Annotated in this window: 12 protein-coding genes; 9 read left to right on the top strand and 3 right to left on the bottom strand. The window is 56.0% G+C overall.

Annotation, left to right across the window (positions count from 1 at the left end; all coding sequences use genetic code 11):
- Positions 1 to 192: 192 nt before the first annotated feature.
- A complete protein-coding gene (locus THS27_RS01395) occupies positions 193 to 1,839 on the bottom strand; it encodes a bifunctional 2',3'-cyclic-nucleotide 2'-phosphodiesterase/3'-nucleotidase (RefSeq protein WP_256376727.1) in 1,647 nt (548 codons plus the stop codon).
- A 189-nt stretch (positions 1,840 to 2,028) separates the two neighbouring features.
- Here THS27_RS01395 and THS27_RS01390 point away from each other — a divergent pair, with 189 nt between their 5' ends.
- The 6 genes from THS27_RS01390 (at position 2,029) to THS27_RS01365 (ending at position 7,027) form a co-directional block, all read left to right on the top strand.
- Positions 2,029 to 3,228, top strand: a complete 1,200-nt coding sequence (locus tag THS27_RS01390) for a site-specific integrase (RefSeq protein ID WP_085587205.1) — start codon at positions 2,029 to 2,031, stop codon at positions 3,226 to 3,228.
- A gap of 107 nt (positions 3,229 to 3,335) precedes the next feature.
- The gene (locus THS27_RS01385; RefSeq protein ID WP_085587204.1) at positions 3,336 to 3,698 is read left to right on the top strand and encodes a type II toxin-antitoxin system RelE/ParE family toxin; all 363 of its coding nucleotides are present in this window, start codon (positions 3,336 to 3,338) and stop codon (positions 3,696 to 3,698) included.
- Positions 3,698 to 4,018 (top strand): helix-turn-helix domain-containing protein, encoded by a 321-nt coding sequence (locus THS27_RS01380; protein ID WP_085587203.1) that lies wholly within the window; start codon positions 3,698 to 3,700, stop codon positions 4,016 to 4,018. Before THS27_RS01385 ends, THS27_RS01380 begins: the two co-directional genes overlap by 1 nt.
- A gap of 34 nt (positions 4,019 to 4,052) precedes the next feature.
- Complete coding sequence (locus THS27_RS01375; RefSeq protein WP_085587202.1) at positions 4,053 to 5,018, top strand: ABC-three component system protein; 966 nt, start codon at positions 4,053 to 4,055, stop codon at positions 5,016 to 5,018.
- A complete protein-coding gene (locus THS27_RS27690; RefSeq protein WP_085587201.1) occupies positions 5,002 to 5,250 on the top strand; it encodes an ABC-three component system middle component 8 in 249 nt (82 codons plus the stop codon). The genes THS27_RS01375 and THS27_RS27690 overlap by 17 nt, the downstream gene beginning before the upstream one ends.
- Entirely contained in the window at positions 5,237 to 7,027 is a 1,791-nt protein-coding gene (locus THS27_RS01365) for a DUF2326 domain-containing protein (protein WP_085587200.1), read from the top strand. Before THS27_RS27690 ends, THS27_RS01365 begins: the two co-directional genes overlap by 14 nt.
- A 31-nt stretch (positions 7,028 to 7,058) precedes the next feature.
- On the opposite strand, the gene THS27_RS01360 is transcribed toward THS27_RS01365, so the two are convergent.
- The gene (locus THS27_RS01360; RefSeq protein ID WP_085587199.1) at positions 7,059 to 7,754 is read right to left on the bottom strand and encodes a helix-turn-helix domain-containing protein; all 696 of its coding nucleotides are present in this window, start codon (positions 7,752 to 7,754) and stop codon (positions 7,059 to 7,061) included.
- A gap of 467 nt (positions 7,755 to 8,221) precedes the next feature.
- On the opposite strand from THS27_RS01360, the gene radC reads away from it, so the two are divergent.
- Entirely contained in the window at positions 8,222 to 8,731 is a 510-nt protein-coding gene (gene radC / locus THS27_RS01355; protein WP_085587198.1) for a DNA repair protein RadC, read from the top strand.
- Between the two features lie 41 nt (positions 8,732 to 8,772).
- Here the strand turns inward: radC and THS27_RS01350 are convergent, their stop codons facing one another.
- Positions 8,773 to 9,582, bottom strand: coding sequence for a hypothetical protein (locus tag THS27_RS01350; RefSeq protein WP_085587197.1), 810 nt, complete (start codon positions 9,580 to 9,582; stop codon positions 8,773 to 8,775).
- Between the two features lie 598 nt (positions 9,583 to 10,180).
- Here THS27_RS01350 and THS27_RS01340 point away from each other — a divergent pair.
- Together THS27_RS01340 and THS27_RS01335 are read left to right on the top strand one after the other, a co-directional pair.
- Positions 10,181 to 11,008 (top strand): DUF932 domain-containing protein, encoded by an 828-nt coding sequence (locus THS27_RS01340; RefSeq protein ID WP_085587195.1) that lies wholly within the window; start codon positions 10,181 to 10,183, stop codon positions 11,006 to 11,008.
- An 89-nt stretch (positions 11,009 to 11,097) separates the two neighbouring features.
- The gene (locus THS27_RS01335) at positions 11,098 to 13,113 is read left to right on the top strand and encodes a ParB/RepB/Spo0J family partition protein (RefSeq protein ID WP_246832791.1); all 2,016 of its coding nucleotides are present in this window, start codon (positions 11,098 to 11,100) and stop codon (positions 13,111 to 13,113) included.
- The last annotated feature ends 187 nt before the right edge of the window (positions 13,114 to 13,300 follow it).

Below are 13,300 nucleotides of genomic sequence, written 5' to 3'. Positions count from 1 at the left end.
CGTTTGTATCGGCCCGGCCATCTCGCCAATGCGTCAAAGCCGCCCATCGGGCGGCTTTTGCCGTTTCATACGCGACAGCGCTGGTATGTAAGTGCCGCATCAGCAAACAGCAAAGCCCCGCCAGCAATGACACTGACGGGGCTTTGCTTTTCTTAATTTGTCATCTGTAACCACACAACGCGATCACCCGCTTTATTTCGTCGATGTCAGAACATATTGGGCAAACCCTTCGTCGGTTTCCCCGATAAAACTGATATTGGACGGGGCATTGGCCGCGTTCGACGCCTTGGGGCTGGTCACAAATGTCACCTTGCTGGCATTGCCAACCGGGGCCAGATGCCAGTTACCATCGGCTTTGGGATCGATGGTTTTTTCATCCATAATATAGTTTGCCAGCACAGTACGGTTTTCATCGGGCGCCTCAACGATAATGGTTGATCCGTCCAGCCCCGGGAAATGCCCGCCGCCACCGGCCCGGTAATTGTTGGTCGCAACAACGAATTTCTGCGCGCCATCGATCGGCTTGCCATCAAATTTCAGGTTGGCAATACGGTGTGAATCCTTGTTTACAACCTCGCCTTCCTTGTTATAGCGGGCCGGTTGCGTCACATCTATTTCATAGGTCACACCGTCAATCACATCGAAATTATAGGTCGGGAAATCCTCGTTGATCAGCATCTGTTCTGCACTGCTGTTCGGATCAATCCGGTTAAACTGCCCGGCGGACATTTCCAGCCATTCGCGCACCTGGTCCCCGGTCAGCAACACTGCACGTACCGTATTGGGATAGACATAAAGATCTGCCACGTTTTTAAGGGCAATCTTGCCTGCCGGGATATCGGTATAATATTCCGGCCCGCCACGGCCACCGGCCTTAAACGGTGCCCCTGCCGACAGGATCGGCAAACCGTCATATTCGGTTCCGGCCAAAATCTTTTTCAAATACCAGGTTTGCGCATTGGTCACGATCTGGATCGACGGGTCATCGGCCACCAGGGCAAAGAAACTGTTAATCGATGATTCCGTCGTCCCCACCCCTTCGCGCATATATTCGATGGTGGCTTCGTGTTCGGTTTTTACCGCTTTTAAAATCTCCGGGTCTGCGTCTACCAGCGGCACAACATCGCGCCCTTCACGATGATAAATCGGCTCGGCCTCGGACAGGGAATCTGTAACATCCCAGGTGCCATCATCCTTAACCGACAGGCTAAGATCGATCACACCAACATGGCTGCCCCAAAAACCGGGCATCACGGCGGCGACCCCGTTAATGGTGCCTTTGGTCAAATCAACACCGTCAATATCGGCAAACGTCTCAGAGGGAAAAACCGTATGGGCATGGCCAAACAAAATGGCGTCAATCCCCTTTACCTTCGACAGGTAATAGGTGGCGTTTTCTTCCATGCCGTGGCGCGTCTGGGTGCTTAAGCCCGAATGGGCAACCGCCACCACAATATCGGCCCCCTTTTCGCGCATTTCCGGCACGTATTTTTCGGCCATATCCACAATGTCTTTGGTAACAACGTGGCCTTCAAGGTTGGCCTTGTCCCACTGCATAATCTGGGGTGGGGCAAAACCGATCACACCAATAGTAATAGGGTGCTTTTTGCCGTCCTTATCCACCAAATCGCGTTTTAACAACTGATAGGGCGTAAAATAGGGTTTGTCGTTATCGGGGTCGTTATCGCCATCATCGATAAAAATATTGGCATTCACATAGGGAAAATTCGCCCCGCCAATGGCATTGCCCAAAAATTCCAGCCCGTAATTGAATTCGTGGTTCCCGATATTGCCAACATCGTAGTCCATCAGGTTCATTGCCTTGTAAACCGGATGAATTTCCCCTTTTTTATTTCACCATGACTCCAGCACCGTACTTCGCTGGACTACGCCTAAGCTCGCTACAGCAAGTTTATCAATAACTTAGGTGAATTCATCATATGCCGGTGCTTTCCGAAACTTGACCCGGCTTCCTTCCGCTTGACTCCTAACAGGCTCCTGGAAACGGGTCTTTCCAAGGAGTCAGCTATGGCTAAGATCAAACTCACCAAGTCCGCAATTGATGCGGCAAAACCCCAGGCGCAGGCGATTGAACTGCGCGACACCCTCGTTCCCGGCTTTCTTTGCAAGATCACGCCGACCGGCCGCAAGGTCTTCATGCTCCAGTACCGGACAAATGCCGGTGAGCGGCGCAAGCCGGCATTGGGTCTGTATGGAGAGTTGACGGTCGATCAGGCCCGCTCATTGGCGCAGAGTTGGTTAGCTGAGGTTCGCCGGGGCGGCGATCCGGGAGCCGCAAAGGCTGAGGCGCGCAACGCACCGACGGTCAAGGAGCTGTGTGCAAAGTTCATGGAGGACTATTCCAGGCATCGTAACAAACCCAGCACCCAGAAAGGCTACCAGGGCAATATCGACCGCAACATCATCCCAATCCTGGGGCGAATGAAAGTCCAGGATGTGAAACGATCTGACGTAGCGGTGATGATGAAGAAGCTGGACTACAAGCCAGGTGAGGCTAACAAGGCGCTGTCAGTCCTGCGCAAGATGTTCAACCTGGCTGAAATTTGGGGCTATCGCCCGGACGGCTCGAACCCGTGCCGACATGTTCCGTTGTATACCGGGGGCAAGACTACCCGCCTCATTACCGACGAAGAAATGGCCAGACTGTTCAAGCATCTTGACCAAATCGAGGTCGAGGACTTGGTGCCTTATGTCATCCCGTTGGCGATCCGTCTGCAATTCGAGTTCGCTGCCCGCCGCTCTGAAATCGTCCTGCTCGAATGGGAATGGATTGATCTGGAAAACCGCCGGGTGGTCTGGCCTGACAGCAAGACTGGTGGCATGTCCAAGCCCATGAGTGAGGAAGCCTATCGGCTGCTTTCCACAGCCCCTCGACAGCCCGGTATGCGTTATGTGCTGCCGTCGCCACGCAACCCGCTTACCCACCTGACCTATGGGGAATATTACGGTGGCTGGACTCGGACACTCAAAGCGGCTGGTGTACCGCATGTTGGCACCCACGGTATCCGCCACCGCTCAGCCACCGACATCGCCAACTCGGGTATCCCGGTCAAGGTCGGCATGGTGCTGACCGCACATAAGACGGTGACCATGTTCATGCGCTATATCCACACCGAGGATGATCCGGTGCGTGAGGCAGCCGAACTGGTGGCAAACCGGCGAAAGACGATTACAGGCACACTACGGTGTAAGGAGGCGACGGTATGACTGGCAACCTCATTCTTATCAATACCGATCTCAGTCGTGAACCGAATTATCGAGAGGTTGACGTGGCCATTCAGTCCTTGTGCTTCATACCCGAACAGGTATAATTCATGTCTGAGAAACGAAAGCTACTGTACTGGGAAGGCTCCTCAAAAAGGGACTTCAAGGCATTTCCTGTTTCCATCCAGAAGGATATGGGCGTCGCGTTGTTCGTTGTACAGCTGGGTCGAACGCCTGATTCGGCAAAGCCTTGGAAAGGTCTCGGTTCCGGTGTTTATGAACTGGTGGGAGATCATCGGGGCGACACTTTTCGAGCGGTCTACACCGTGCGCGTCGGCAATGCTGTGCATGTGCTACATGCGTTTCAGAAGAAGTCCAAGTCCGGAATTGCTACGCCGCGTCCGGACGTGGAATTGATTGAAAAGCGGCTAAAGACAGTGCTTGCCCGCTATGGGGCGAGCGGGAGACCGTAATGACGCGCAAAGCCCATCCACAAGGCACAGACAACGTGTTGGTAGACCTCGGCTTCAATGATTCGGAGGAGCTGTCAGCGAAAGCTGCTCTTGCAGTCAAGCTCAACGATCTAATTGACAAACGCAATCTCAGTCAGACGGAAGCGGCCGCCATCACCGGTATGACTCAGCCCAAAGTCTCTCAAGTGCGTCGTTACAAGCTACAGAATATTTCTCTCGAACGGCTAATGCAGGCATTGGTGTCTCTTGATCAGCATGTCGAGATTGTTGTATTGCCTGCGCGTCGCGCGCACACGGCCGGCATTACGGTTGCTGTATGATAAGCCGTTTGCTGAAACTTAGCTCGGAGGTTAGATGAAGTTTGCCTACGAGGATATGAGTGACGATCAGTTCGAAAAACTTATCGTTTTCTTGTGCCAGCATTTGCTTGGAATTTCCGTGCAAGGTTTCGCTAAGGGGCCTGATGGCGGACGTGATGCGAAATTTGTCGGCACGTCAGAGCTACATCCGAGCAAAGCTGCGCCGTGGGTTGGTACGACCATCATCCAGGCCAAACACACCAATGGCTACAACAGAAATTTTTCGGAACCTGACTTCTTTAGTACGAAAGCAGCGAACACGGTGCTTGCTAAGGAAATTCCTCGCATTAAGAAACTACGCGAAGCCAAGCAACTGGATCATTATATGCTGTTTGCCAATCGACGGTTGGCTGGCAATGCTGAGAGCGAGATACGAGAGTACATTGCAACACAATGTGGCATCCCTGCTTCGTCGATCTATTTGTGTGGACTGGAGCAGTTGGAGGTCTTGTTAAAGACGTTTCCTGACGTAGCAAGAAAGGTCGATCTCGATCCGGTTGATTCGCCCTTGATCGTTAGTCCAGACGATCTTGCTGAAGTTGTTCAGGCATTGGCCCGACAGAAGGATAGCGTATCGGCCTTGCTAGACGATCCGCCCACTGAGCGGGTCACCTATGAACAGAAAAACCTACTGAACAATATGAGCGCCGAGTACGCCAAGGCCCAACGCAGGAAGTACCTGAAGGAAACGGCGCAGATTCGCGCATTTTTGGCGGCGCCGGAAAATCTCGAATTACTACGCATGTACGAATCTGTGGTTGATGAGTTTCAACTCAAGATCATTGCCAAGCGGAAGGACTATCAAACCTTCGATGATGTAATGGAGTACTTGGTAGATCTATTGTTTAACCGCGATCCAGTATTGAGGCAGCATGCGCATAAACGCTTGACCCGCGCCGTGCTTTTCTACATGTACTGGAACTGCGATATTGGGGAGGTGAGCGATGCTACGGCCGACTAAGCACTCACACCCGGATCGTACGGTTATTAACGTTGCGTTATTGCTATTGATACGACTAAAAGATCGTCGCGTGGATGAATATAGCGCACTCCGCAAGTATGCGAAGAAGACTGTCACCGGAGGCGACGTACTATTCCTGCCGGCACTAAATTTCCTCTACCTCATGGGGCTTATCGACTATCACCCGAAAACCGATGCTGTAGAGTATGTGGGGCCTAATGAAACTGTCTAGACTTTATTCAAACAAGCCAGATTTGTTTGAACCCGTCAATTTTGTACAGGGCCTGAATGTGGTCATGGCGGAGATTCGCCTGCCCGAAAATCGTGAGAAAGATACCCACAATCTTGGGAAGACGACCCTGGGGCGCTTGCTCGATTTCGGGTTCTTATCTGGACGCGACGCCAAATTTTTTCTTTTCAAGCACTTCGAGCGCTTCAAAGATTTCGTTTTCTTTCTAGAGATTGAGCTAGAGGATGCTTCATTCCTTACGATACGGCGTGGTGTGGAACAGGCAACCAAGATCAGCTTTAAGAAGCACGAAGCAGGACACCAAGACTTTTCTGCCTTGTCAGAATGGGACCATCAGGATGTGGCGTTCGGTCGCGCTCGCGAACTGCTCGATGGTCTGCTCGATTGGCGCGCACTTAAACCGTGGTCTTATCGCAAGGGGTTGGGCTATCTCCTGCGCTCACAGGAAGACTTTCGGGAGGTATTCCAACTTCGCAAGTTTGCGTCGAAGCATGCTGACTGGAAGCCATTTCTTGCGCATATGCTAGGTTTCGACGCAAAATTGATTACTTCGCATTATGAGAAGGAAGAGGAGCTATCTAAAAAGCAAGATACTGCCCAGACTATTAAGAACGAATTGGGTGGGTCGATAGAGGATATCAGCAAAATAGAAGGTATTCTTTTGCTCAAGCAAAAGGAAGCTGAGAAGAAGCAAAAGCTCCTTGATGCCTTTGATTTTCGTGTGCAGGACAAAGACCGAACTAAGCAGCTGGTCGATGGTATAGACGAGCGTATCGCGACCCTCAATAGCGAACGTTATTCGCTGACACAAAACAGGAAGAAGATACTGGCTTCGTTGGAAGAGGATCAGATTCTATTTAATCCCGAAGAAGCCCAGCGTTTGTTTGAGGAAACGGGTGTCCTTTTCGAGGGACAAGTGAAAAAGGACTTCGAGCAATTGATCGCCTTTAACCGGGCAATCACGGATGAACGTCGAATCTATCTTCAGGAAGAGCGTGGAGAGATCGAAGCTGAGATTAAACGTGTCAATGCTGAGCTTAGTTCCTTGGGAAAAAAACGCTCGGATATGCTTTCGTTTCTGAGCGAGACCGACGTTTTCGGAAAGTACAGGCAAGTTTCCGACGAAATGGTAACGCTGCGCGCCGACATCACGTCTCTTGAGCGCCAACGCGGCTTTTTACACCGCTTGCAAGAATTGCGCACTGACATTAGAGCACTGACTGAGGCGTGTGGTCATCTGCAAACCCAAATAGAAGTCGATGTTGAGAATCAGAACTCGGACCCCAATAGTTTATTTTCGTCGATTCGGGTCTTTTTTAGTGAAATCGTCGAAGAAGTGATTGATCGTAAAGCTTTACTAAGCGTCTCTCCAAATCAAGCGGGGCATCTAGAGTTCAAGGCAGAGATTCTGGATGAATCAGGAAACGCGACCAGCGCTGACCTTGGGTACACTTATCGCAAGTTGCTGTGCATTGCCTTCGATCTTGCTGTATTACGTGCTCACCTTGACGACAAGTTTCCGCGCTTTGTTTATCACGATGGGGTATTCGAGTCTCTGGATGATCGCAAGAAGGAAAACCTGTTAGCCGTCATTCGCCGATACACCGAGCTGGGGATTCAGCCTGTTATCACTCTGATCGATTCAGACTTGCCAGCGCGCACCGAAGACGATGAGCCAGTGTTCACAGCCGACGAAATTGTCGTGACGTTGCACGATGAAGGTGATCAGGGACGGCTGTTCAAGCTCAAAGCATGGTAATGGTTTCGAGCCACCCCAGATCGGTTCAGATTTACAGACGGATGCCGCCGGACTTCGGCGTTGCGAATTGCTCGGGTTCTTCGCCGAGCGGGAAGCCGACCACATATAGCACCGTGAGGGGCATCGGTTTGGCATCCGCATCTGTACCCCACTTCACCTGTATCTTGCGTGTGGCGTAGCGCAGCGAGACGCCGAGCGCCTTGAGCGCACCGATGTGGGATTGCATCTCGTCGTATACGTCGAACTTCTGCGTTTCGCTGTAAGCATCGGCGCAGTCCCGGTAGTCCCGAAGGTAATCCACCAGCATGGCGAAGGTCTCGTCTGCCTCGCGGGTCAGCTCGAAAGCCGGTTCCGACAAGTCCATCGAGCAGGTTTCTGCCAGCTTGGCCAACTGCTTGCCCGTGGTTAGTGGCATCGCTGTCAGGGTGACGTGCTCCCGGTCGAACTTTTCCTTTGCCGCCTTGGCTTCTTCCTCGGACGGAATGGCGAACGGCTTGTTGAGTACGTCGATGTCCTCGAACTCGAAGGCTCGGGCAAGAGCGCGGCGGGTATCGAGACTGGCAGACAAGCCTTGTTCGACTCGCTGGATTGTTCGCACGTTGAGACCGGAAATCGCGGCCAACTGCTCTTGCGACCATTGGCGCATTTCGCGGAACATCTTAATGCATGCGGCCAGTTCAGCGGGCGTGAGCAGACGGGGTTGTTGAACATGTTCTGTAGCGTTCATAGGTGGCTCCATTGTTTTCAGTAGACGTGGAGAAGTATGGGGAGCCAGGAACAATGACAACACGACAGTAGCCCGACAGCCAGCCGACAGGGATAACGTTAAATATCATACATGTTCGTTCCACAGAATATTCAAAGAACTAATCAATGCACCCTGGCGTACCGCCGTCGGGCTCGCGGGCTGCGCCCCGCGCCTCATACTGAGTCACGGCCATCCGGCTTTGATCCCTGAGTGTCTTCGGCCCATAGGGCCTGCGCGCTCCGCTTGCCAAGAGCGAGTGGGTGCAGTGGGCGGGGTATGGGCGGTCTTGCTGTTTCCCTTCACCGTACCACGGCGTGCTCGCCGTCAAGGGCGGCGCGTGCTCCGCGCGCTTGCGTCCTGCGGCCGTGGGTCACCCCTGACGGCTTGCGCTGCGCCGTGCTGGCGCCGGTTCCGGGCAATTCCGCCCGAGCAACCGGAGCATGATCATGACTCAACTGTCCTTTTCCTCGTTCGATTCCTCTCTGCTGGTGCGTGACGCGCAGGGGCGCTACCTGCCGGCGTCGCCAGATCAAATTCTTGATGCGGCACGCCATGTTATCGACCAGAAACTCCAGCGGGGGATGTCTTTCACCTCACCGGCAATCGTCAAGGAGTTCCTGTGTGCCAAGCTGACAGGTTTTGAGCACGAAATCTTTGCAGTGCTGTTCCTCGATTCGCAGCACCGCCTGATTGACTACGCCGAGATGTTCCGGGGCACCATTGACGGTGCATCGGTGTATCCGCGCGAAGTCGTCAAGGAAGCGTTGCGGCTCAATGCGGCGGCGGTAATTTTTTCGCATAATCATCCCAGTGGGAATCCCGAGCCGAGTCGCGCCGATGAAGCCATCACCAAGCGGCTCAAAGAAGCGCTGGCACTGGTGGACGTGCGCACGCTGGATCACGTCATTGTCGCCGGTAGCGACACTACGTCCTTTGCGGAGCGTGGTCTGATCTGATCTTGGGGGCTTCGGCCCCCTTTTTTGCTGCGCCGATTTTGTTACAGGGTTCTGCTGCGTTCGCGCTGGCGAAGGCGCTTGATATAGGCATCATCGAGCAGATCATCAGGGTCAAGGTCCATTGCGCAGTTGCCTAGTGAGGCAAGTGCCCGGTCGGTCAACTTGAAATTTCTTGGTAGCTGACCGTAATTTTCGGCACTGTTTTCCTCAATCGCTGCGAGCAGCGCCTTGATGAAATCCGCCTTTGACGAACGCGTTGCTTCTGTAGCGGCTGCGGTCAAAGGGTCGGTTGCGGTCAACTCGGCGTTCTCCGCATCTGACGCCAATGCCTGAACGCACTCGCTCAACGAAGGCCAGTACTTGAGGTCGAACTGTCCTCTCAAGGCATCCAGTTGCTCTTGCACATATGACTTGAACAAATAGTTGTGCAGGGAGGCCTGCTCGATTACGTCACAAACGTGATAATGGGTGTCACTGCTAAAACCTGACGTGTTATGCAGTTCAGAGCGTTTGCCCAGAAGCGCTGCCAATTCGGCAGCCTTTTTCGCAATTTGGCGATTGGTATTCACCAAGTCGTCTCGTGCGGTTCGTGCTTCCTTGATCTTATCTGGACTCCAAAACGCGGCTGCGCTCAGCACCAAGCCAAGAAAAACCTGGAGCGCGGTCGGATGCTGATGAAGCTTGGCGTGTAATTCTTCATAGACCTCCTTCATCTCAGCCCCACGATTAAGGAGCCGATTCGCGACAGCGTTTTCGCTGGGCAGGATACGGTGCTCGCGGTTGTATCGAATTTCCTCCCGCAGGCAATCTTCGCAGATGTGTTGTGGGCTCACTGTTTTCACTGAACTCATGATCAATCCTCAAGAATGTAGTGTTTCACAGCCTATGGGGTTAAGGCGAATCTGTCGGTACCTGAATGCGCCAGGTCAAATGGGTTTTCAGGTACCTGCTTGTTCATGACTCGCTGAGCGTCCCCGGCCAACACCCATGGCCGGTCGCGCTGTCGTGCTGTGCATCAAGCCTCGCTACGCGAGTCTTGCCCCCTTCGGGCTTCCATCCCTGACGCCTACGGCCCGGCTTCCAGCTTCGGGCCTGCGCGCTTCGCTTGCGTGCGGTCGGCACATTGAGGCGGCCGTTGCCTGTCCAGCCATCTCTCCTGATTCCATCACCTTTTCCGCGACTGTAGCCCGCGTCCGTGTGCCATCAAGGCGCGCCGGGCCGTGTCCTCGGCTGCGCCTGCGGGCCGCACCATCCCAACGCTTATCTCCTTGACGGCTCCCGTCCGCGCGCTCCTGACCGTCGCGGGCGATGAACTCAGGAAAGACGGTGGCAACGAGACCAACCGGGTTCTTCGTGCCAACCACACCGAACAGCCGAAAGGCTGGGCTCCGAATCTAGGAATCCGGTGCGCGGTGTGACCAACAACCCATTTTGTCAGGAGTACAGACCATGCTTGCATCCCGTTTCGCTTCCCGTTCCCCGGTACTGCGCAGCGATTCCCCGCTGTCCGATGACCAGATTCAACGTGTGGCCCCGTCCATCTTCGCGGACGCCCCGCACGAGAGCCGTTCACAGCGGTATGCCTATATCCCCACCGCCGCCGTGTTGACAGAACTGCGCAAGGAAGGCTTTCAGCCCTTCATGGTGGCGCAGACCCGCACGCGCCACGAAGACCGGCGCGACTACACCAAGCACATGATTCGCTTGCGCCACGCCAGCCAGATTAACGGTGCCGAAGCCAATGAAATCATTTTGCTGAACTCCCACGACGGCACCAGCAGTTACCAGATGCTGGCCGGAATGTTCCGGTTCGTCTGCGCCAACGGACTGGTGTGCGGCGACACCGTGGCCGATATGCGCGTACCGCACAAGGGCGACGTGGCCGGACAGGTCATTGAAGGCGCCTACGAGGTGCTGAGCGGCTTCGAGCGGGTGCAGGAATCCCGCGACGCCATGCGGGCCGTGACGCTGGACGATGGTGAAGCCGAAGTTTTCGCCCGTTCCGCGCTGGCGCTGAAGTACGACCCCACGGACAACACCCCCCCACCTATCACCGAATCGCAAATCCTGATGCCGCGCCGGTTCGATGACCGCCGCCCCGACCTGTGGAGCGTGTTCAATCGCACCCAGGAAAACCTGACCAAAGGCGGCCTGCCCGGGCGCAGCGCCAACGGACGCCGCCAGCGCACCCGCGCCGTGCAGGGCATTGATTCCGATGTGCGCCTGAACCGCGCCCTGTGGTTGCTGGCCGATGGCCTGCGCCAATTGAAAGCCTGAACTCTCACGCGGCAGGGGCAGGCAGCAGCCCTTGCCGCGTCTTTTGCTGCTGCAACCCTGAACCGATAGGAGTTATCACCATGACTACCATGACTCAACCCGAAACTGTTGACGCCACCGCACAGGACAACCCCGCTTTGACGCTAGACCTGATGCGTGTGCCGCTGTCGCAACTTCGACCCTCGCGCCGCAACGTGCGCAAAACCACTGGCCAGTCCATTGAGGCACTGGCCGCCAGCATCCAGCGCGTAGGCTTGCTGCAAAACCTGACCGTGATACAGGCCCGTGATGGCGAGCATTACGATGTGGTGGCCGGTAGCCGTCGCCTTACCGCTCTCAAACGGCTGGCGAAGAAACGGCGCATTCCCAAGGATTGGGCAGTGCCTTGCCTGCTGGTAAGTGATGGCAGCGCCCGCACTGTGAGCCTGACCGAAAACGTACAGCGGGAGGCCATGCACCCGGCAGACCAGTTTGAAGCCTTCGCGGCACTGGTGGCCGAAGGACGGCCTATTGAGGACATTGCAGCGGATTTTTCCGTCACGCCGCTGGTGGTACAGCGCCGCTTGAAACTGGCGAACGTCTCCCCGCGCCTGATGGTCGACTATCGAGCCGATGCGGTGAGCCTTGACCAGTTAATGGCCCTTGCCATCACCGACGACCATACGGCGCAGGAGAGTGCGTTCTACGATGCGCCGGAATGGCAGCGCAGCCCGCATAGCTTGCGCGAACGCTTGACCGAGCGCGAGATTGAAGCCCACCGGCATCCGCTGGTGCGTTTTGTCGGGCTGGATGGCTACGAGACTGCTGGCGGCGGTGTCCGACGCGACCTGTTCGCGGAGGATGACGAGGGCGTGTACCTGACCGATGCCCCACTGCTGGAAAGGTTGGCACAAGAGAAGCTGGCTGAAACTGCCGCTGAGGTGAAGGCGGAAGGCTGGGGATGGGTCGATGCCACACCCGCCATGACCCACGCCGATTTACACGCCTTTCACCGTGCTCCCAGAGAGCGCCGCCGCCCGACCAAACGCGAAGCCGAGCGTATCGCAAAGCTGCAAACCAAGATGCTGGTCATTGATGACGCTGTGGATAGCGCGCTGGACGCCGATGACGAGGAAAAAGCCGATGCGCTGCAAGTCGAGGGAGAGCGGATGGGCGAGCAATTGCAGGCGCTGGAAGATCGCTTGCAGGACTACGACCCGAACGTGAAAGCTGCCGCCGGTGCCATTGTCACCATTGATCGCAATGGCGAGGCTGTCATTCATCGCGGCTTGATGCGCGAGGCCGAGGCCAAGGCGCTGCGCACGCTGGAACGGTTGCGGGAGGGACTGGCTGGCGTGGATGCTGAGAGCGACAATGAAGGCGACACGGCAGGCGAGGCACAATCCCCGGTCATATCCGACCGGCTGGCGCAGCGGTTGAGCGCGCATCGCACCGCCGCGCTGAAAATCGAAGTGGCCCGGCATCCGCAAACTGCGCTGGCCGCCGTGGTGCATGGCATGGTGCAGACCGTCTTGCAGGAAAGCCACTATGGCCGCGACTTGCCGCTAGGCGTGAGCCTGAAAGTGCAAGACCGGTTGGAAGGCATGGCCCCGGACTGGCCGGAATCACCCGCCGCTGTGGCACTGCGCGAATTGCAGCAAGTCGCGGGTGAAGCGCTGCCGGAGGACAGCGCCGAACTGTTCACCGCGCTGCTGGCGAAGTCGCAGGATGAACTGGTGCGGCTGCTGGCCGTGTGCGTGGCTTCCACGGTGGACGTGGTGACGCTCCGCGCTACGCCGCACCAGCCCGGCGCGGAACTGGCGCAGGCCGTCGGCCTCGACATGGCCGCATGGTGGCAGCCAACTGCCGAAGGTTACTTCAAGCACGTTCCGAAGGCAGCGATTTTGAAAGCCGTGGGCGAGTACGCGCCGGAGCACGTCACCCGGCTGGCGAAGTTGAAGAAGGCCGACATTGCCAGCGAAGCGGAACGACTGGTCGAAGGCACCGGCTGGATGCCCGCCCTGTTCGCAGTCGAAGGCAGCGCCACGCAGGACGGCAATTCGGAAGCAGCGCAGGACGCCGACGTGGAGGCCGACAGCGAAGCGGCAGACGCACTGGAGGCATGAGGTAGCTGCATTCGGCATGACCCCGGCGCAGCCCGCGCCGGGCTTTATCTGTCTTCAAAACCGTCGCGCCGCCGCCTTTAGTCAGGCGGCGGCGCGGTGGCGCACAAGTGACCTTGTGCGGGAACGGCTCAACCAGGCGTTGCAGTCAGCGACTGCCCGCCGGAATGCCAGTCCGGGGGCTGGCCTG

This window comes from Thalassospira sp. MCCC 1A01428 (assembly GCF_002115825.1).
Lineage (GTDB): Bacteria > Pseudomonadota > Alphaproteobacteria > Rhodospirillales > Thalassospiraceae > Thalassospira.
Note: the sequence above shows the minus strand (reverse complement) of the source record. Positions and strands in the feature narration are given on the sequence as shown.

What these genes read in the sequence shown, in the direction of transcription:
- THS27_RS01380 (WP_085587203.1), top strand. Translation starts at nt 3,698, where the DNA reads ATGACGCGCAAAGCCCATCCACAAGGCACAGACAACGTGTTGGTAGAC.
- THS27_RS01375 (WP_085587202.1), top strand. Translation starts at nt 4,053, where the DNA reads ATGAAGTTTGCCTACGAGGATATGAGTGACGATCAGTTCGAAAAACTT.
- THS27_RS27690 (WP_085587201.1), top strand. Translation starts at nt 5,002, where the DNA reads ATGCTACGGCCGACTAAGCACTCACACCCGGATCGTACGGTTATTAAC.
- THS27_RS01340 (WP_085587195.1), top strand. Translation starts at nt 10,181, where the DNA reads ATGCTTGCATCCCGTTTCGCTTCCCGTTCCCCGGTACTGCGCAGCGAT.
- THS27_RS01385 (WP_085587204.1), top strand. Translation starts at nt 3,336, where the DNA reads ATGTCTGAGAAACGAAAGCTACTGTACTGGGAAGGCTCCTCAAAAAGG.
- THS27_RS01360 (WP_085587199.1), bottom strand. Translation starts at nt 7,754, where the DNA reads ATGAACGCTACAGAACATGTTCAACAACCCCGTCTGCTCACGCCCGCT.
- THS27_RS01365 (WP_085587200.1), top strand. Translation starts at nt 5,237, where the DNA reads ATGAAACTGTCTAGACTTTATTCAAACAAGCCAGATTTGTTTGAACCC.
- THS27_RS01335 (WP_246832791.1), top strand. Translation starts at nt 11,098, where the DNA reads ATGACTCAACCCGAAACTGTTGACGCCACCGCACAGGACAACCCCGCT.
- THS27_RS01350 (WP_085587197.1), bottom strand. Translation starts at nt 9,582, where the DNA reads ATGAGTTCAGTGAAAACAGTGAGCCCACAACACATCTGCGAAGATTGC.
- THS27_RS01390 (WP_085587205.1), top strand. Translation starts at nt 2,029, where the DNA reads ATGGCTAAGATCAAACTCACCAAGTCCGCAATTGATGCGGCAAAACCC.
- radC (WP_085587198.1), top strand. Translation starts at nt 8,222, where the DNA reads ATGACTCAACTGTCCTTTTCCTCGTTCGATTCCTCTCTGCTGGTGCGT.